An 18,893-nucleotide genomic window follows, 5' to 3' on the forward strand; every position below is an offset into this window, starting at 1 on the left:
AGAAATCAAAGGGTAACACCTTGGATGGTTCGGCTCCAATGCAGGTATTGTGGCGTGCGGCGTGGCGTTCTCTCGTGCGGAACGCCGCCAGCCAGCGGCCCGTCGGACCCCTCCCCCCCTCTGAAAAGGTACTTTCCAGCATTTGAGAGCACCGAGGGTGCAAAACTCGCACGGATTCACTATTTATGAAAATTTTTAAGGGGGTGGTTGTTGTTTTGTCATTTCACTCCAGCCCTTGCCCTGTGCGGACTTCAAAAATAAATACAACAACCTGAGGTGCTTTTATGGCAGTTCTGCTGAACAAGCGGGATATGGCTGCCTCTATTGGAATATCAGTTCAGGCATTTGATAAATGGGGGGTGGAACCAGTAGAGCGGCGCGGTCGTGAGGTTTTTTATGATGTACGGGTCGTTCTTGAGCACGACAGAAAAAAGCGCATGCAGCAAATGCCGGACGAAGAAGATGGTGAGGATCTCGAAAAAAAATTGCTGCTAGCCAGAATTTCCCTTACTGAAGAGCAGGCATCGGCTCAGCACCTAAAGAACCTCAAGGAGGAGAAACTGGTCGTCGACACCGCCTTCTGTACTTTTGCGCTTTCCCGCCTGGCAAATGACATCGCTTCGGTGCTGGACACGATCCCGCTGTCGATGCAGCGACGCTTTATCGAGATGGATGAAATCCAACTCAACTACCTGAAAGCCCTGATCGCGAAAGCAATGAATGCCGCTGTTATGACCAGTGAAAAAATACCGGAAGCCCTTGATGAATATCTCAGTAGCACAGATTGAAAATATGGTCCGGGCATCCCGTGACGGCCTGGCTGGTTTGAAACGTCCGATCCCGATGGTTGTTGTTGAATGGGCCAACGAATATTACTACCTCCCGAAGGAGTCCAGTTATAACCCGGGCCGATGGGAGACCCTGCCGTTTCAGGTTGCGATTATGAACAGCATGGGCAACGACAGGATCCGCACCGTCAACTTCATTAAATCAGCCCGTGTCGGTTACACAAAAATGCTGCTGGCAGTGATGGCCTATTTTGTTGAGCACAAAAATCGCAATTGCCTGATGTTTCAGCCGACGGATGGCGATGCCGAGAACTTCATGAAGTCTCACGTCGAGCCGACGATCCGTGAAGTGCCGGCGCTGAAAATCCTTGCACCCTGGTACGGCAAAAAACACCGTGACAACACGTTATCCATGAAGCGATTTTCTCATGGCATTGGCCTGTGGTGCCTCGGCGGTAAGGCTGCAAAAAACTACCGAGAAAAATCCGTTGATGCCGTGATGTATGACGAGCTGGCGGCCTTTGATGCAGATATCGAGAAAGAAGGTTCCCCCACACAACTCGGGGACAAACGTATTGAAGGCTCTGTCTGGCCCAAATCCATACGCGGCTCCACCCCCAAAATTAAAGATATCTGCCAGATAGAGAAGGCGTCGCGTGAGTCCGAACACCTGCTGCGCTTCCACGTTCCCTGTCCGCACTGCGGTGAAGAGCAATATCTGAAGTGGGGCGAAGATGACACTCCTTTTGGTCTGAAATGGGAGGAGGGCAAGCCCGCGACCGTCTATTACCTCTGCGAACATAATGGCTGTGTTATCCGCCAGCCCGAGCTGGATCAGAAAACGGGGCGCTGGATATGTGAAAACACACAGATATGGACGAGGGATGGGCTGGAATGGTTTGGTGGTAGTGGTGGCGAAATTCCGGCGCCGCGTTCGGCCTCCTTCCACATTTGGACGGCCTATAGTCCCTTTACCACCTGGGAACAAATTATCTGGGATTATCTCGCCGCCCTGAAAGATCCGAACGGGATGAAAGGCTTCTGGAATACGACGCTGGGCGAGACCTGGAGTGAGTCCATAGGCGAAAAACTGGAGCACGATACTCTTCTGGAGAAGAGAGGGGCTTACAAGGCACAGGTTCCGGCCCGCGTCGTGTACCTCTCGTGCGGCATAGACTCACAGCTCAACCGCTATGAGATGTACGTCTGGGGATGGGCACCGGGTGAGGAGGCGTTTCTCATTGATAAAAAGATCATCATGGGACGACACGACGCAGAAGAAACCCTTGCGAGGGTCGATGAGGCTATCAACGTGCGTTACCGTCATGAGGACGGTTCAGACATGACCATCGGCCGCATCTGCTGGGATACAGGCGGTATCGACCCGACAATCGTCCATCGCCGCTCCCGAAAGCATGGTCTGTTCCGGGTTATCCCGATTAAAGGGGCCAGTGTTTACGGAAAAACGGTTATTTCCATGCCAAAAACCCGTAACGAACATGGCACCTATCTCTGCGAAATTGGTACGGATACCGCGAAAGAGATCCTCTATGCCCGCATGGCGGCTCAGCCGGTTGATTTCAGCGAGCCGACGCCGTGCGCAATAAGGTTCCCCTTAAACCCGGACGTTTTTGCCGAAGAAGAGGCGAAGCAGCTGGCGTCAGAGGAACTCACTGAAAAATATGAACGCGGGAAGATGCGTCGCTTGTGGGACAAAAAGGGGCGCCGCAATGAGGCGCTGGACTGTTTTGTCTACGCCTATGCCGCTTTGAGGCTGTCGATGCAAAGATGGCAACTTGATTTAGATGTGCTTGCCGCGTCCCGAACGCGTCCCGACACGGAAGCGACCGACATGAAAGCGGTTTATGCCCAACTGGGCGGGGGTTAAATGTACACACAAGAGATGCTAAACGAGGCCAGAAAGGCGCTGCACGAGCTTTTGCTGGGTAAAAAAGCGGTATCGATTTCTAAAGACGGGCGTCAGGTGCAGTTTAATCAGACGACTATTGCCGACCTTCGCCGCTACATCAATGAGATTGAAACCGGGTTGGGCATGGCCTCGCGCCGTGGGCCCCCTGCGGGAGTCAGACTATGAAGGAAGGTGTTCTGGTCGACGTCCATGGTCGTCCACTGCGCGCATCGATGGGGTACAGCGGTGGCGGCGTGGGTTTCGGTGGTCAGCTTGCCGACTGGATGCCCCCACTGCAAAGCGCCGATGCGGCGCTGCTGCCGACGCTTAAGCTGGGCAACGCGCGTGCTGACGATCTGGTGCGAAACAACGGCATTGCCACCAATGGCGTGCGCTTACATCAGGATCACGTAGTCGGCAACATGTTCCGGCTCAGTTACCGACCAAACTGGCGCTTCCTGGGCATGAAGGAGCCCGACGCACAGGCATTTGCCGATGACGTCGAGGCTGCATGGACAGAGTTTGCTGACACGGTAATGAGCGCGATAGACGTTGAGGGAAAGCGCAATTTCACGGAGTTCATTCGGGAGGCGGTTGCTGTGCACGCCTTCAACGGCGAGGCGTTCGTCCAGCCCGTCTGGGGCGGCGGGCGCGGCAGTATGTTCCGCACGCAATTTAAAATGATCAGCCCCAAGCGGATCGAAAATCCGTTTAACGGTGCAGATACTTCTCAGCGTCGTGCGGGTATTGATATCGACAGCAGCGGGAGGGCGGTTGCCTATCATATTCGTCAGGGCGATCCGCATTATCACGGCTCCTCCCGTTATCTGCGGGTAGCGCAGCGCAATCGCCTTGGAAGGCCTGGGATTATTCATATCTTCCAGCCAACGGAGGACGGGCAGACGCGCGGTGCCAATCAGTTTTATTGCGTGATGGAGCAGTTAAAAATGCTCGATACGCTTCAAAAAACCCAGCTCCAGAGCACAATCGTTAAATCGATGTATGCAGTTACGATTGAGTCTGATCTCGATACCAAAGAGGCGATGGCGTTTATCGGTGGTGCAGAAAAAGGCACTCAGAGTGCGCTTGATAAAATGCTGATGAAGCGGGCGGCCTATTACGCCAACACCAATATCAGGCTGGGCGGTGTCAAAATCCCGCACCTGATGAGTGGCGACTCGCTGAACCTTCAGTCAGCCCAGGACTCGGACAACGGGTTTTCGGTGTTTGAACAGGCTCTGCTGCGCTATATCGCTGCCGGGCTCGGTGTTTCTTACGAGCAGCTTTCCCACGACTACAGCCAGGTCAGTTACTCCAGCGCCCGCGCTTCGGCGAACGAGTCGTGGCGTTACTTTATGGGGCAGCGCAAATTCATTGCTGCGCGTCTGGCGTGGCAGATGTTCGACTGCTGGCTCGAGGAGGTGCTGTTGCGTGGTCTTCTCGTTCCGCCTGCTGCGCGTCTTGGGTTTTATGAGGCCCGCAGCGCCTGGAGCCGTTCCGAATGGATTGGGGCAGGACGCATGGCGATCGACGGCCTTAAAGAGGTGCAGGAATCCGTCATGCTGATCGAGGCCGGACTCAGCACCTACGAGAAGGAGCTGGCGAAGTTGGGCGAGGATTATCAGGAAGTGTTCCGCCAGCAGACCAGGGAGTCGAAAGAGCGCGAAAATGCTGGACTCCGATCCCCGAGCTGGATTGCGCAGACCTACAATCAGCAAATTGCAAACAGCCAACAACAGAGTGAGGGCAATAACAATGCCACGTAATTTGGCCCACATCGCCAGTACGGCGTTTAACGAACCCCTGATGTTAGAACCCGCCTATGCGCGGGTTTTCTTTTCTGCGCTGGGAAAAGAGACAGGCACCGAGCGCCTGATCATCCCGCAAGAAAACGCCCTGCTGAGCGCGCAGGACATGGAGGCGGTCACTGCGTCATTTATGTCGGGCGATCGCAAGGCTGCGCGGTTCTACGAAGTACGCAACGGTATCGCCGTGCTCCCCGTGACGGGATCGCTGGTCCATAAACTTGGTGCAATGCGGCCTTTCTCGGGCATGACCGGCTACGACGGAATTATCGCGCGGCTCACACAGGCGATGGCTGATCCGGAGGTGCGAGGCGTCATGCTGGATATCGACAGCCCTGGCGGTCAGGTGGCCGGTGCGTTTGACTGTGCCGATTTGATAACCCGACTGCGTGCGCAGAAGCCCATCTGGGCATTAACCAATGACATGGCCTGTTCAGCGGCGATGCTGATGGCATCGGCCTGTACCCGCAGGCTGACGACGCAGACGGGGCGTATGGGCTCGGTGGGTGTGCTGATGGCGCACACCAATATTGCTGGCGCACTGGAAAAAGAGGGGCGCGAAATAACGCTCATCTTTGCCGGAAGCCACAAAACTGACGGCAATCCCTACTCACCGCTTCCGGATGCCATTCGCGCTGCCTTCCAGACGAAAATGGAGGACGTTCGCCTGATGTTCGCACAGAAAGTGGCGCAGGGGATCGGGGTGTCCGTTGAGGCTGTGCTGGCAACGGAGGCCGCCGTATACGATGGCGCTCAGGCAGTGGCGGTGGGATTTGCCGATGAGCTTGTTAACAGTGCTGATGCTGTCGAACTGATGGCTGCCGCACTTACCAATAAAACTTTACCGACAGGAGATAGCATGACAACACCACAACAGGCGGCAGAGCTGGCCGCACAGGAGCGTCAGCGTGTGATGGGGATTCTGGGGAGTCCCGCCGCAAAAGGACGCGAGGCACTGGCGAACGCGCTGGCCCTGCAGGAGGGCATGACGGTAGTCCAGGCTGAGGGGATCCTTAACGCTGCACCGGCATCTGCTGAGGGCTCACCGACAGTGGCCGAACGTATTATGGCGCTTCCGGCGGCGAAGGGACGCGAAACGCTTGCATCACTGCTGGCAGACGATCCGGGAATGACACTGGATAAAGCCGAGGCGCTTTTAAGCGCATCTCCGGCCGCTGCCGTAGAGACTGCATCGCTTCGCGATCAGCTGCTTGCCTGCCCTGTCGCTAAGGGACGTGAAGCGCTGGCGGAGGCGCTGGCCTCTGATCCGGGCATGACACACGATCGCGCGGTTGAGCTGCTGTCTCTCGCACCAGTTGCAACCGGCACCGGCGCCCTGGCAGCCAGCTTTGAGCGCTTTATGACTTCAGACGCCGCCCCTTCAGCCGGGAATGATGTTGACGGCGGGGATGAAGAGACCGCGCGCTTAGGCTCATTTATCGGACGACAGGAGCAATAACCATGACCTTTGAAACACGCAGTGAACATCGTATTTTCGCCGGCAGTGATCCGGCACATACCGCACTGGGGGAAGCTTACATTACGGAACCTGCACCGGCGCTCACACCACTCATGCTTGAGTCAACCAATGGCGTTCTTGTGCCCTGGGATGGTGCGAATGCTGGTGCAGCCGTGGGCGTTCTGGCACTTGACCACGATGGTATCTCGACGATGGCGTCGTATTACAAAACCGGCACCTTTGACATCAACGAGCTGGTTTGGCCTGAAGGCGTTTCCGGGGCTAAAAAACGGAATGCATTTGCGGGTACAGCCATCAGCGTGGCCTGACAGTTCGCTGCTATAACCCATTAAATCAGGCTGCTTCGGCAGCTTTTTTGTTTCCTGAGGAAAATACATGTCTCTCTTCACCACCCGACAGCTTATCGCTGTCACGCAGGACAAGCTTAAATTCAACGCGCTGTTCCTGAATATGTTTTTCAAGCGTGAGATCACCTTCGATACCGCAGAAGTGATGCTGGACAAAATCACAGGTAAGGCACCGATCGCCGTGTACGTATCCCCTACGGTACAGGGCAGGGTGCAGCGTAACCTTGGCGGATCGACGCGCACTCTTAAACCCGGCTACGTGAAGCCAAAACACCAGGTTACGCCTGACATGGTGGTGGAGCGTCTGCCGGGCGAAGATCCGGCGATGCTGAATGACCCCGCGTATCGCCGTGAACGCATCATTGCCCAAAATCTGCAGCTGGAGGAGCAGTCCATCGTTCAGGTTGAGGAAATGCAGGCCACCCAGGCGGTTCTGTATGGCCGGTTTATCATGGAAGGTGAGGAGTTTGCGCCGGTTGAGGTGGACTTTGGCCGAAATCCTGAAAACAACATCACTCAGGCCGGTAGCGCAGCGTGGTCCGTTCAGGACACTGAGACCTTCGACCCAACGTATGATCTCGATTTATACGCAGATCAGGCCAGCGGCACCATTGATATTGCCATTATGGACGGGCAGGCCTGGCGCACGCTGAACAGCTTTAAGCTGTTCCGTGAGAAAATGGATACCCGTCGCGGGTCGACTTCCCAGCTGGAAACTGCGCTGAAAGACCTCGGGTCTCTTGTGTCCTTCAAGGGGTATTACGGCGATCTGGCTATTGTGGTTACAAAGGCACAATACGTGGATGAGGGTGGCGAGCAGCAGCGCTATATGCCTGAAAATACCATCGTTATGGGTAATACCCAGACTGGCGGCATCCGCTGTTACGGCATGATCCATGATGCTCAGGCATTTGCTGAAGGCGTCACCGCAGCGAAGCGTTACCCTAAAAACTGGATCACTCAGGGCGATGTCAGCAGCGAGTTCACCATGACGCAGTCTGCGCCGCTGATCGTTCTGCCAGACCCGAATGCCTTTGTGGTTATCACCCTGGCGTAACCCTCCCTGACGGGCGGCGCTTGCCGCCCAGAGAAAACCTATGACAAAGACAGAAATGATTGCCCGCCTTGGCGAGCTGTCGGCCCTGCTCGGGCGCGATATTGATACATCCGGGACTGTTGCTGAACTCGAAATCCGGCTGCTTGAGGCTGAGGAAGAGCTGGCTTCACTGACGGACGATCCGGATGTGGTAACCGGCGCCGCGTCGACATCTGTGGTTTCCGGCGTGGAAATTCAGCCTGGTACTGACGATGATCCGTCCGGTGTGGTGCTTATCCGCACGACCAAAACCCTGCAGCTGAATATCTTCAGTAAAGGCCGCTGGAAAGGCGACATTGTTAAACCCGGCCGTGAGGTTTTTATCTCTGCTGATGATGCAGGCAGCCTCGGGACGCAGATTATTCGCGTTTAAGTGAGGATGGACTGACGTGTCTGGCCTGAACTTATGGAGGCGCTATGGATTTTGATAACCTCTTTGATGAGGCGCTCAGCGATGCGGACGATCGCATCATTGATACGATGGGAAAAAATATCATCGTGTCGATTCATGGCGTGGACACCCCGGTCAGGGCGGTCTTTGACGAGCCTGCCGCTGATTCCTCCCTGCCCGGTGGTGCGGCGACAGTTGAAGATGTCGCCCCCACGCTATTTGTTAAAACCGCGCTTATAGCCGAACTTAAAAAGCGCGATGCGGTAAGCGTTGCCGGTGAACCTTTCTGGGTGGTGAAAGTAGGGCCTGATGATACCGGCACGTGCACTGTCACGCTTGCGCGTGGTCAGCCCGGTGACCCGGCCCCCCTGCGCGAGGGACGCACGCCATGACCTCAGAAAATAAGCCTTTAATTGACCTCGGCAATATATCCAATCTCGCTGTTTATCTGAAGGCCACTGAAAAGCAGATGCTGCAGGCGTATGGACGCGCGCTTGGCCGCACGGCGACATGGCTTAAAACCCGCTCCGCCAGAATGGCCGGAGAGGGTATCAAGGTCAGAAAGCTCGACGCCCTGCGAAAGCGCATGGGGTATTACCGAAGGAAGGCGGCGGCGGGCGATCCTGACGCCCTGAAGTTCTGGTTTGGCCTGAACGCCATGCCTGTCAGCGACCTGAAAGGGAAGATTGCTGGCAAACGTGGAAAGCGCCACGCCCGGCGGGATAAAAAAACGGGGCGCTTCATTAAGCGGCGCAAAGGCAGCGCTGCGCCCGTTTTCTCACCTGACGGAATGAGCCTGCCCGATACCGCCTTTGAGGATGGTTATGTGACCCGGCCTGATGCCGGCAGGCGAACCATTTTTGTGCGCGGGAAATACCGCACCCGTGAGGCAACGATAGACATCCAGGAGCCGATGGAAAGGGATGTCATTTCCGATTTGATCCGCGAAATGCCTGCTTATTTCATGAAGCAGTATGAGCATGAGATTAAGTATCGCGTGGCTACTAATCTGAGAACAGACGGAAGAGGAAGGAGAATTTAATGGCCAGAGTGGCAGTGTTTGATCTTCATAATGCCGTCCTGACGCACCTTAAGGGCGTCTCCTGGCAGCGTGATGTCGGCGCATACCCGGAGCTAAAAACTGCTCTGGTGACCCCGGCGCTTTATTTTGCAATTAACGCCTGGTCCCGGGCGGACGCGGGCACCGATCAGCTTCATGTTGATACTGACTGCTCCGTGTATCTTGCCGTCAACCGCAGCCTTGAAATTGCCGGAAACATGTCGGCAGAGCTTTATGCGCGCGACCTTGCCGATGAACTCACCTGCCTTGTGGATGCGCAGACTTTTGGTCTGAACATTGAGCCCTCTGTCTTCGTGAGCGCTGAGGTGGACGAGTTCGACACGGAAATGGACGACTATCACCTGTGGCGAATTGATTTCAGCGTGCAGCTGCCCGTCGGTGTCGATCCGCATGATATTGCCCGCGCGCCGCTGAAGCAGGTGTGGCTGGGCAAAGCACCGGACATTGGTTGCGAGCACGAGGAGGATTATCTCGCCCTGCTGCCGGAGGTGCGCCGTGAGTGAGGCGATTCTGGCGGATCTGCAGCGCAGGCTGAATAACCTGGTCACCTCCGGAGTGGTGCACTCCGTCCAGGCAAAACCACTGCGCTGCCGTGTGCAGATCGGCGATTTGCTGACTGACTGGTTACGCTGTCACATGCCCGCTGCGGGCGATGTTAACGAGGCGCGCCTGCCAGTGAAGGGGGAGGCGGTTCAGGTGTTCAGTGAATCGGGTGATTTGCGAAACGGCGTGGTCTATCCCGGTCTGCACAATGACGATAACCCGTCACCGGTTAGTGAGCCAGGCGTGCACACCACCCGTTATGCTGACGGAACGTACTTCACCTACGACATCAACACGAAAGCGTTCGGTATATCCCTGGTTGATGGTGCTGTCAGTCTGACGGCGACGCCGGACGGCTGGGTCTTTAAGGGGAAAGTGACTTTTGAGGATGAGACCACCCATAAAGACGCGGTGACATGCGAAAAAACGCTGGCGGCGGAGGGTAATATCTCTACGCAGGCGGAGCTGTCAGACAGTCAGGGCAGCCTGAGTGGGGTGCGTGAGACGTACAACGAGCACGACCATGACGAAACGGACAGCGTCACCCGCAAGCCGAACCAGGCGATGTAGAAAAAGCTTTATCCTCAGCACGGAATCATTAAGAGCGCAATAAGATTGGCAGCATAATTCGAACTCTATGTTAACAATATGGATTTTTCTGTGGCTGATATTATTTACTTTTTATTCAGTATGTCTGCGGTATTTGCGTTTATCGCCGCCTTAATTTCACTTGCAGGGTATTTTGTCCCTTCAATTATTGCCTGCTCACGAGGCCATCAAAGCGCGTGGGCAATAACATTGTTGAATCTTTTGCTGGGCTGGACGTTTTTCGGCTGGGTTATTGCCCTGGTCTGGTCTGTGGGTGTTGTTGATGAGCCAGCACCTCAGCCAGTTGAGCCAAAAAATAATCTCAGGCTGGCCAAATGTAATCACTGCGATGAGATGATTGATACGAGAGCTACAGCCTGCTATTTCTGCAACGAAGTACAATGGCCTGAACAATAAAAACTTCAGCTCCATGAACTGACGCTGATGCAATGCACACAAGCCCGCCTTCCGGCGGGTTTTTTTATGGGAAAAATCCGATGAAAGGTATGAATGCCAGGACGGGGCGAGCGCTGTCGGGAAACGACCATTTACGTCAGTCCATTCTGAATATTCTGACCACCCCTGTCGGCACCCGCGTTTTGCGCCGCGAGTACGGAAGCGAACTTCCTGAACTGGTGGATGCACCTGTCGATGCCGCCCTGGTCGGCCGTATTCGCCGCGCTACCGCTGACGCCCTGAACCGCTGGGAGCCAAGAATTCGGGTAACGCGGGTGTATGTGACTGGCGCAGGTAACGGTTTTATCGAGATTGTGATCGAGGGGCGAAGCCTGGAAAGCGGCGCGCAATTTCGCACTAGCGGAGTCAGGATAACGTGAGCACAAAAATGATTGATTTGTCCCGCATTCCACCGCCGGACATTGTTGAAAATATTGACCCTGAGAAAATACTTCAGGAGTGGATCGCCGCGCTTGTTGCAGGTGACGCCGCTTACGATGGCCTGCTGGAGTCCGACCCTGCCCATATTCAGGGGGAGGCCATCAGCAATCGCGAAAGTCTGCTGCGCCAGCGCGTCAACGAGGCCATTCGCGCCGTTTTGCTCGCCAGCTCCAAAGGTGATGACCTTGACCAGCTTGGCGGTAATTTTGGCGTGGAGCGACTGATAACCGCGCCAGCCCAGCCTGATGCGATCCCCCCTGTCGATGCAGTATATGAAAGTGACGATGCATATCGCGAGCGCATACAGCTTTCCTGGTCTCGCCTGAGCACGGCGGGGGCATGGGATGCCTACAAATATTTTGCCAGTGGTGCTGATGGGGATGTGCTGGACGTTGAGGCCTACGGCCCGGAAACGCATGGCATGCCGGGCCAGGTACTGATTTACGTACTTTCGCGCACCGGAGACGGCACGGCCTCGTCTGAGCTGATAGCGGCAGTGCATGCAGCGGTTAACTCAAAGGAAGTGCGCCCCATCACGGATTATGTCACGACGCAATCCGCAGGCATCGTGCCTTACGGCGTGGTGGCCGATGTGTACATTCCCTATGGTCTGGATGCCGATGTCGTGATGGACGCGGCCAGAAAGGCGCTGGATACGTACACAGAGAGCGTGCACCGCGTGGGTGGCGTAGTGGCTCATTCCGGCATTGACGGCAGTCTGCATCAGCCTGGTGTCGTGCGCGTTGTCATTCATGAGCCACCGGACGACATTCTCTGCAATATGGGGGAGGCCCCCTGGTGCAACGGAATTGAGCTTAATAAGGTGATCTTCAATGGCGACTGACATTCCCTCCATTCTGCCGCCCAATGCCTCCTCACCGGAGCGCGCTCTTGAGCTTACGCATGCAGGACGCATTACCGGCGTTCCCGTCCCGGTACGCGATGCGAAGAACCCTGACGCCTGCCCGGCGGATCTGCTTCCCTGGCTGGCGTGGGAGTACGGCGTCGATACCTGGAACACGGACTGGACTGAACAGGAGAAGCGTAGCGCGATTAAACGTGCAGCGTATATCCACCGGCATCGCGGCACACCGGCGGCAGTCGAAATGTCGCTGTCTGACAGCCCGTTCAGCACACATATTACCGAGTGGTTTGAGCAGACACCACGCGGCGAACCCTACACCTTCGGCCTGGAGGTCATTCAGGACGGCAGACCCATCACGCAGATGGATCACCAGGATCTGAAAAATGCGGTGCTGCGGGCAAAAAACCTGCGCTCATGGTTCAGCGTATCTTTCCGGGGGGAGGTCACCGGCAAGGCGATTCTGTCCGGCTACATTGTTGCATCTGAAACCGTGGCCTATATCAATTCAGGGGAATAAAAGTGACAGCAGGACTTATTCTAACCTTTTCCGGTGCGAACGAGATCGAAGCCGCATATCAGGCAGGGGAAACCGTAAAAATCACACTGTGCTCATTCGGCGACGGTGGCGGCGAGCCGGTAACCGCCGACCCGTCAGCGACGGCGCTCAAGGGGCGATTTGGTGAAGTTCCTCTTTCTGCCGGTGATGCGTTTGACGGAATGATTGGCGGGATGGCTATCATTCCCTGCGCTGATTATCCGGGGAAAATAGTGCGTGAGTTTGGCCTGGAGAGCGAAAGCGGGACGCTGATTGCGTACGGTGCCTATCCAGAGACCTATCTTCCGGCACAGGGCGACAGCGTTATTAAAGAGCTTATCGTTAAGTTCGTCATGCCCCTTGTGCATGCTGAAAATGTGACGCTGATTGTTGACCCCAATATTGCGATCATCACGCAGGAGGAAGGTGATAAGCGCTACTACCGTCGTGCACTCAGGCTGCAGGAAGTTCAGGATGAGGGCGCAGCAGCGCAGCAGGAGCTGCGGGAGAACATCGGCTGCGGTACGTCAGCCACAAAAGACATCGTCACATCCACTTCAGATACAACTGCAGGAAGGGTGCTGAATGTTGGGGCCGGGGGTCTTCTCGGCATGGCCCTTCCGGTTACAGATGCCAATCTGACGAACAAAGATGGCCTCGTCTCAATGATGTTTAATCAGGGGGGCGGGTCAAACAGTATTCATTTCGGTGGTTATGGCTGCGGTGTTCATCTTTTCTACGGTGATAGCGGCGATGGCACGCAAGCCCTTAGTGCAAATATATTCGTCGATTCAGCCGGAAATTTGTGGGCTGAATGGCTCGCAATTAAAAAAACTGATGGTTCGGTAGTTGCACAGAGAAAACAGAAACTGTGGGGGCCATTTAACAAGCCCACCCCCGGTGATATAGGCGCATTGCCAGCCTTTCCTAACGTTCTGGCGGTTGACCTCAATACACTGGGTGACAGGAGCGACCATGGCGTTTACTACCAGGCGAGTAATGCAGGTGCTACGGCTGCTTATCACTACCCGGCACAGGTTGCGGGCACGTTGTTTGTGACGCAATCCGCCTATGGCTGCCAGCAGATGTATACCACTTACTCCGGGAGGATGTTCCTCAGGGCGGTACAGGGAGCATGGACAGGTTCTGGCCCGTGGTCTGAGTGGGTTGAGATGTATGGGCCGAACCACATCCCTACGGCGGGAGATGTTAAGGCCTTGCCAATAACCGGGGGGACGCTTACCGGTAATCTGGAAATTGCAGATACCGCGCCAATTATAACGCTCACAGATACAAACCAGGTGCCGACAAAAAAATACCTCCTGGTTAACGACGGTGGGGATGTTCGACTTGATGAGGACAGCACCGTCGGAAACAATGTCTGGACGTGGCGAAGCGCAACTAATGTTTTTACTGTAAATGGTCAGGTAGTTCCCGTCGATTACGGAAACTTTGATGCCCGCTACGCAATGAGTCCAAGTCTTGCAGGTTTCGGCGGTGTCGGCACATATGCGTTCTTGAGCTGCAACGCCGCAGTAGCTAATGGCGCGACCGTAGCTGGCGCTTCGCTGTTTTCTTCCGGTATCGCGGCGCAGAAAAGCAGCGTTGGCTACGGCGATAAATCAATGGTCATTCAGGGTTCAGCGATGGCCGGAACGTGGAAGTGTCTGGGGAACCAGCCTGCACCGTCAGGAAGCGACGTTGGCGCGACACTTTATTACAGGATTGCGTGATGGAAAAAGTGATGAAGCCCGTATGGGCTAACGAAGAGCACACTGCGATTAACGTTATGGTGTTTTCCGAAGAATACGGTCTGATACCGTTTACGGCGACACCGGATGACCCGATGGACTATGGGCGCGAAATCTACGATTCCTGCATCAATGGAGAGCATGGGGAGATTGCTGAGTACGTCCCGCCTGAAATTGACTACGTAGCCGAAGCGGAGCGAATGAAGGCGCAGCTGATGGCTGTTGCTGAGGCCGCTATTGCCCCACTTAAGCGTGCAGTGAAGTACAGCCTGGCTATTGACGAAGAAAAAGCCCTGCTTGAGGAGTGGGAGGTTTACACCGTCCTGCTGAGTCGGGTGGATACATCTCAGGCGCCAGATATTGAATGGCCGCCAGTTCCAGCATAAACCCGCTTCGGCGGTTTTTTTTCATCTTAAATCAGGAGGCCAGATGGGTGGCTTGCACGGAATAGATATGGTGTCCGCCGGTGGCGGGCTGCGAAGCATTACAACAGTATCCACGGCGATTATCGGGCTTATCGGCACCGCGCCTGATGCCGAGGGGGCGACGCCAGCCTCTGTTAACCTCGGGTCTGCGCTGCTGGATAATGCCTTTACGCTGACAGCGGGAGAAAGTTACCCAGGGCGTGCAGGCAACGCACTGGGTGTGAAGGCGGTGGCGGGATCTGAAGTGGGTAGTTTGATTACCGTTGTGCTGGATAAGGGCGAGCTGATCATCACGCTGCCAGTGGACGAACAGGGCGAAGTGACCTCGACGGCGGCTGCTGTGGTTGAGGCTATCAACCAGTCCGACATTGATGTCGCAGCACAGCTTAACGGGAATGCCGGAAGTGGCGTGCTGACGCCTTTTTCCCGTCAGTCTTTCACTGGCGGACAGGATGAACCTTTTCCCCTGAATACACCCTGGGTCATTGCCGGGAGCGAAACACAGGCTGCCCGACTGGGTGAGGGCGGAACATTAAAAACGGCGGTGACTGAGATCCTGAGCCAGACTGGTGCACTGATTGTTGGTATCCGCGTCAGCGATATCACATTGGCAAAGGCCGGAACGACGGTGATCGGCAACATCATCAGCGGGATGCAGGGTTTTTTGCTTGCCCAGACAAAGACCGGCAATCAGCCCCGCGTGTTCATCGCCCCGGGCTTTTCTGAAGATGATGGTGTCGGAAAGGCACTTGAAGTAATTGCAGACAGAATGAAGGGTGTCGCTTATCTCGACAGCCTGTCTATGGCGACGCCTCAGGAAGCTGTTGCGCGTCGCTCTATGTACGGCGAGCGTGTAGAAATCCTGCGACCGCGCGTGCTGACAACAGACGGTAGCGGTCAGATGGTTTACCGCCCATATTCGGCATTTGCTGCGGGCCTGCGCGCGCGGATTGACAGCGAGCTGGGGTACTGGTGGTCTAAATCGAATCAGGTGGTTAAGGGGTTCTCCGGCGTTGAACAGCCGGACAGCTGGTCTATCGGGGATGAAAACAGCGTGGCGAACCAGCTGAACATGAATAATGTCAGCACCATCATCCAGTATGGGGGCTTCCGCCACTGGGGCAACCGCAACTGCAGTAACGATCCCCTTCGCTGGTTCGAATCTGCGGTGCGCACGGATGATGTGCTGCGCGCGTCGATTCAGGTTGGCCTTTTCCCGTACGTGGATGCACCACTGGATATCATGCTGGCGCGGGATGCGGTCGAATCAGTTAACAGCTATCTGCGCGAGCAAAAGGCGCTGGGTGCTATTCATGGCGGTGAGGCCTGGCTCGATCCCGAGCTGAACACAGAGGCAACGCTTGCCGCCGGGCATCTGTATATCGATTACGACTATGGCTTCAAATCACCGGCGGAGCGCATCACCTGCCGCGTTCATGTCAATACTGAATATGCTGAGGAGGCTTTTAGTGGGCAATAATTATTTAAAAAGCTGGGCGCTTTGGGTGAATGGCTCACATATTCCCGCAGCGATGGAATACACGCCGCCAGCGCTGGCGATTGTTGAATCGGAATTCAGGGCAGGCCACATGGACATGCCGACGATTCTCGATGACGGTATGGAGGCGCTGTCTGTCACCATGAAGCTGAAAGGGGTGGATGAGCGCGTGCTGGCGCTTTTTGGTTTTCAGGCCGGTGGGCGCCCGCGCTTCGCTGTGCGTGAGGGGTATATTGGCGGGAGCGGTAATGAATTTCTGACCGACGAAATGAGTGGCCTTATCACCCGCTACGAGTCAGATGCGCGCACGGAGTCCGAGCGCGCGAAGTGTGGCGTGACGATCACCCTCCGTCCTGATGTCTACAAGCGCACATTTAATCAAAAAGAGCTGATCTACATTGAGCCCCTGCAGGGGATCCGCCGCGTTAATGGCGTGGAGCCGTTTGGCGATATTACGAAGTGGGTTATGGGCAGAAGCTGATCCTGACCTGAAAACCTGAACATCACGGGCGCTGCGGCGCCCTTTTTTTTCCGGAGAAAACATGACCTACCCTGTTGAGACTGTCACCATAACGCTGTACACCCCCATCAAAGACGCCGCAAGCAATGAGATCACCCAGCTGTCTATGCGAGAGCCGAAAGTATTTGACCGGATCCGCCAGAGCTATCTGAAAGGCACGCCAGAAGAGAACGAGGCGGACATGATTGCCGGGCTGTGCGAAGTCCATCCGGACATTATCAAAAATCTGACGACCGCTGATTATCGTCAGCTCGAGGATCAGTTCATCGTTTTTACGGCACCTCCGTCCGCACGCGCCGAAGCCAGGAAAGCACTGGCATCCATGCGCGCGGACATGCGGGAGGCAGCGATGACTCAGCACCTGGCGAGCGGGATATTCAGCGCGGAATAGTTCTGCTATCGCTGCGCATCCCCGGATGGACGGTGGACAGCATTATTAATCTGCCTTTCCGGGTGTTGATAAATTTCCTTGAACTGACGGAAAAAGAATCATGAGTGTCATATCCAGTTCGCTTAAATCGACCATTACCTTTGGCGGCGTTGTCAGCCAGAGCTTTACGCGTTCAACAAAGACCCTGGACGCGTCGCTAAAAGGAACCGAGCGACGAACCGCAGACCTGACGCGTCAGCAGCAGGAGCTGGCAAAGCAAATCGCAGCGGGTGTCATGGCGGGCCAGTCAGTCGAAAAACTCCGAAACCGGTACGCCAGACTGACGGAGCAAATCCGCGAAACCGAGCGGGAGCAGAACAGACTTAACCTTTCGATGCGCATGCGCGGAGCCGGAGCCGCCACGCTTAAGGGCGGTTTATGGACCGGGAAAGCGGCGCTTGCCGGTGGGGCTATGGGGCTGGGTGGCATCATGGCGGCGGGGACGGCTGCTGCGGCGCTGAACGCCCACACGGCAGAGCAGGCCGGAATGGCTCGCTCTTATGGTGTCAGCACCAACACTTTCCGCGCCTGGGACGGCATCGGGAAACAGATGGGGCTCAGCGGCGAGAATCTGGGCGATCTGGCCGAAGAGCTGGCAAACAAGGTGGGGGAAATTAATTCTCTGGGCGAGCAGTCGTCGGTAACGGACGGTCTGAAAATGATGGGCCTTAACCTCTCAGACCTGAAGGGAAAGAGCAACGAAGACCAGATGGCAACCGTCCTCAACCGCGCCCTGAAAATGAATGATGAGCAGGCAGCCCGCTCTGCCGTTGACATGATCATGGGGGGCGAAGCCAACAAAATTGCCGCCTGGATGAGAATATCCGGCAAAACCTATGAAGAGCTGATGGCGGTACAGAAGCGTTACATTCTGACCACAGAAGACTCAGACGAGGCGGCGGCGAAAGGGCAGTTTGCGCTGTCAAATTTGTGGGTGTCTGTCTCCACGGCGGCCCAGAGTGTGCTGGGTACGCTGGCTGGCGAGCTCGCCCCCTCCATCACCAAATATGCCGATGATTTCTCGGGGTGGTTTAAGGGGGGCGGAAAACAACTTCTGATTGATGGTGTGATGAAATTTAGCTCTGGTATCAGCGATTTCTGGTCAAACAACCTTCAGCCCGTACTAAAGGCCCTGTGGAGGGGGCTGGAGGTGCTGGCCGAAAAAATAAACGAGTGGTTCCCAAGTGTTGAACAGGAGTTGAAAAGAACCAGAACCTCAGAGGATGCGTACGAAATTGGCTGGCGAGAATCTGAATCAACTCAGCGCAAGCAGGCGGAGGGGCGCGGGGAAGACTTCATTTTCGATACCTCAAGAGCAAGGCAGGATGCGCTGGCAATGCAGGAACAATGGCGCGAAATTCAGAATGACAAGCAGGTCTCGAAAGCACGTGATATTCGTGATTACGCCAGACCAGAGTCAAGAGACAGTGCATTTATGGGACTCCTTAAGCCTGAAAATAATCCAAAGGCCCCCGTCACACCCCTGCAGCAAAGCAATAACCTGAGCGTGACCGTCATTACGCAGCCTGGTGCGGATGCGCAGCAAATTGGTGACTCGGTAGGGGCAAAAGTTTTTGATGTATTTGCACCCACGGCGGGAGGTGGCATGTATACCCCTGCGTCACTGGGCGGGTGACAAAAAGACAGTGCGCGAAAACTGGCCGCAGATGGTGGCCTTTTTATCCCCAAAAAAAAGCCCCAACGTTAGCCGCGTCGGGGTTTTTTTGTATCTACAAGGAAATGATATTAGCGAATGAATAATAGCAAACTGGATATCAAAATCCATCCCAAAGAGGGCTTAAAAATGACGATCACATCAAGTCCATGGCTGCGCCTGTGCGCGGGCCTCTCCATGCTTCTGTGTGCGGCCAGCGTGACTGTGCTGGCTGCCGTACCAATGGTTAAAGTGGTCATTGGTCTGTTTCATTAAAAACAGGTGAAAAA

Annotated in this window: 23 protein-coding genes; all 23 read left to right on the forward strand. The window is 55.4% G+C overall.

The features are described from left to right. The first annotated feature begins 284 nt into the window (after positions 1 to 284). Positions 285 to 788, forward strand: a complete 504-nt coding sequence (locus tag OVA10_RS11395) for a terminase small subunit (protein WP_268195956.1) — start codon at positions 285 to 287, stop codon at positions 786 to 788. Continuing rightward, positions 763 to 2,676, forward strand: a complete 1,914-nt coding sequence (locus OVA10_RS11400; protein WP_268195957.1) for a phage terminase large subunit family protein — start codon at positions 763 to 765, stop codon at positions 2,674 to 2,676. The genes OVA10_RS11395 and OVA10_RS11400 overlap by 26 nt, the downstream gene beginning before the upstream one ends. Further along, entirely contained in the window at positions 2,677 to 2,883 is a 207-nt protein-coding gene (locus tag OVA10_RS11405; protein WP_174340841.1) for a phage head-tail joining protein, read from the forward strand. Continuing rightward, entirely contained in the window at positions 2,880 to 4,463 is a 1,584-nt protein-coding gene (locus OVA10_RS11410) for a phage portal protein (RefSeq protein WP_268195958.1), read from the forward strand. The genes OVA10_RS11405 and OVA10_RS11410 overlap by 4 nt, the downstream gene beginning before the upstream one ends. Continuing rightward, the gene (locus OVA10_RS11415; protein WP_268195959.1) at positions 4,453 to 5,961 is read left to right on the forward strand and encodes a S49 family peptidase; all 1,509 of its coding nucleotides are present in this window, start codon (positions 4,453 to 4,455) and stop codon (positions 5,959 to 5,961) included. Before OVA10_RS11410 ends, OVA10_RS11415 begins: the two co-directional genes overlap by 11 nt. 2 nt (positions 5,962 to 5,963) lie before the next feature. Beyond that, entirely contained in the window at positions 5,964 to 6,290 is a 327-nt protein-coding gene (locus OVA10_RS11420) for a head decoration protein (protein ID WP_268195960.1), read from the forward strand. Positions 6,291 to 6,357: 67 nt separating this feature from the next. Next, a complete protein-coding gene (locus OVA10_RS11425; protein ID WP_268195961.1) occupies positions 6,358 to 7,386 on the forward strand; it encodes a major capsid protein in 1,029 nt (342 codons plus the stop codon). 40 nt (positions 7,387 to 7,426) lie between these two features. Beyond that, on the forward strand, positions 7,427 to 7,798 hold the full coding sequence (gene gpFI / locus OVA10_RS11430) for a DNA-packaging protein FI (protein WP_202665949.1): 372 nt from the start codon (positions 7,427 to 7,429) through the stop codon (positions 7,796 to 7,798). Between the two features lie 44 nt (positions 7,799 to 7,842). Next, positions 7,843 to 8,208, forward strand: coding sequence for a head-tail joining protein (locus OVA10_RS11435; protein ID WP_268195962.1), 366 nt, complete (start codon positions 7,843 to 7,845; stop codon positions 8,206 to 8,208). Continuing rightward, on the forward strand, positions 8,205 to 8,858 hold the full coding sequence (locus OVA10_RS11440) for a hypothetical protein (RefSeq protein WP_268195963.1): 654 nt from the start codon (positions 8,205 to 8,207) through the stop codon (positions 8,856 to 8,858). Before OVA10_RS11435 ends, OVA10_RS11440 begins: the two co-directional genes overlap by 4 nt. Then, positions 8,858 to 9,400 (forward strand): hypothetical protein, encoded by a 543-nt coding sequence (locus OVA10_RS11445; protein WP_268195964.1) that lies wholly within the window; start codon positions 8,858 to 8,860, stop codon positions 9,398 to 9,400. Before OVA10_RS11440 ends, OVA10_RS11445 begins: the two co-directional genes overlap by 1 nt. Further along, positions 9,393 to 10,010: a phage baseplate assembly protein V gene (locus OVA10_RS11450; protein WP_268195965.1), complete on the forward strand. Its 618-nt coding sequence runs from the start codon at positions 9,393 to 9,395 to the stop codon at positions 10,008 to 10,010. The genes OVA10_RS11445 and OVA10_RS11450 overlap by 8 nt, the downstream gene beginning before the upstream one ends. Positions 10,011 to 10,100: 90 nt before the next feature. Beyond that, positions 10,101 to 10,445, forward strand: coding sequence for a superinfection immunity protein (locus OVA10_RS11455; RefSeq protein WP_268195966.1), 345 nt, complete (start codon positions 10,101 to 10,103; stop codon positions 10,443 to 10,445). Positions 10,446 to 10,525: 80 nt separating this feature from the next. Next, the gene (locus tag OVA10_RS11460; RefSeq protein ID WP_174340830.1) at positions 10,526 to 10,864 is read left to right on the forward strand and encodes a GPW/gp25 family protein; all 339 of its coding nucleotides are present in this window, start codon (positions 10,526 to 10,528) and stop codon (positions 10,862 to 10,864) included. Between the two features lie 8 nt (positions 10,865 to 10,872). Continuing rightward, a complete protein-coding gene (locus OVA10_RS11465) occupies positions 10,873 to 11,769 on the forward strand; it encodes a baseplate assembly protein (RefSeq protein ID WP_268195967.1) in 897 nt (298 codons plus the stop codon). Beyond that, positions 11,759 to 12,307 (forward strand): phage tail protein I, encoded by a 549-nt coding sequence (locus tag OVA10_RS11470; protein WP_268195968.1) that lies wholly within the window; start codon positions 11,759 to 11,761, stop codon positions 12,305 to 12,307. The genes OVA10_RS11465 and OVA10_RS11470 overlap by 11 nt, the downstream gene beginning before the upstream one ends. A gap of 2 nt (positions 12,308 to 12,309) precedes the next feature. Continuing rightward, positions 12,310 to 14,058: a phage tail-collar fiber domain-containing protein gene (locus OVA10_RS11475; RefSeq protein ID WP_268195969.1), complete on the forward strand. Its 1,749-nt coding sequence runs from the start codon at positions 12,310 to 12,312 to the stop codon at positions 14,056 to 14,058. Between the two features lie 11 nt (positions 14,059 to 14,069). Beyond that, on the forward strand, positions 14,070 to 14,462 hold the full coding sequence (locus OVA10_RS11480) for a tail fiber assembly protein (RefSeq protein WP_268195970.1): 393 nt from the start codon (positions 14,070 to 14,072) through the stop codon (positions 14,460 to 14,462). Between the two features lie 43 nt (positions 14,463 to 14,505). Further along, positions 14,506 to 15,981: a phage tail sheath subtilisin-like domain-containing protein gene (locus OVA10_RS11485; protein ID WP_268195971.1), complete on the forward strand. Its 1,476-nt coding sequence runs from the start codon at positions 14,506 to 14,508 to the stop codon at positions 15,979 to 15,981. Beyond that, positions 15,971 to 16,480, forward strand: a complete 510-nt coding sequence (locus OVA10_RS11490; protein WP_268195972.1) for a phage major tail tube protein — start codon at positions 15,971 to 15,973, stop codon at positions 16,478 to 16,480. Before OVA10_RS11485 ends, OVA10_RS11490 begins: the two co-directional genes overlap by 11 nt. 61 nt (positions 16,481 to 16,541) lie before the next feature. Continuing rightward, the gene (locus OVA10_RS11495; protein ID WP_268195973.1) at positions 16,542 to 16,910 is read left to right on the forward strand and encodes a phage tail assembly protein; all 369 of its coding nucleotides are present in this window, start codon (positions 16,542 to 16,544) and stop codon (positions 16,908 to 16,910) included. Positions 16,911 to 17,010: 100 nt separating this feature from the next. Further along, positions 17,011 to 18,585: a hypothetical protein gene (locus OVA10_RS11500; protein WP_268195974.1), complete on the forward strand. Its 1,575-nt coding sequence runs from the start codon at positions 17,011 to 17,013 to the stop codon at positions 18,583 to 18,585. A 117-nt stretch (positions 18,586 to 18,702) separates the two neighbouring features. Next, the gene (locus OVA10_RS11505) at positions 18,703 to 18,879 is read left to right on the forward strand and encodes a hypothetical protein (RefSeq protein WP_268195975.1); all 177 of its coding nucleotides are present in this window, start codon (positions 18,703 to 18,705) and stop codon (positions 18,877 to 18,879) included. Positions 18,880 to 18,893: the final 14 nt, after the last annotated feature.

Origin of the sequence: Lelliottia sp. SL45, from assembly GCF_026672535.1 — a bacterium.
Classification (GTDB): Bacteria; Pseudomonadota; Gammaproteobacteria; order Enterobacterales; family Enterobacteriaceae; genus Enterobacter; species Enterobacter nimipressuralis.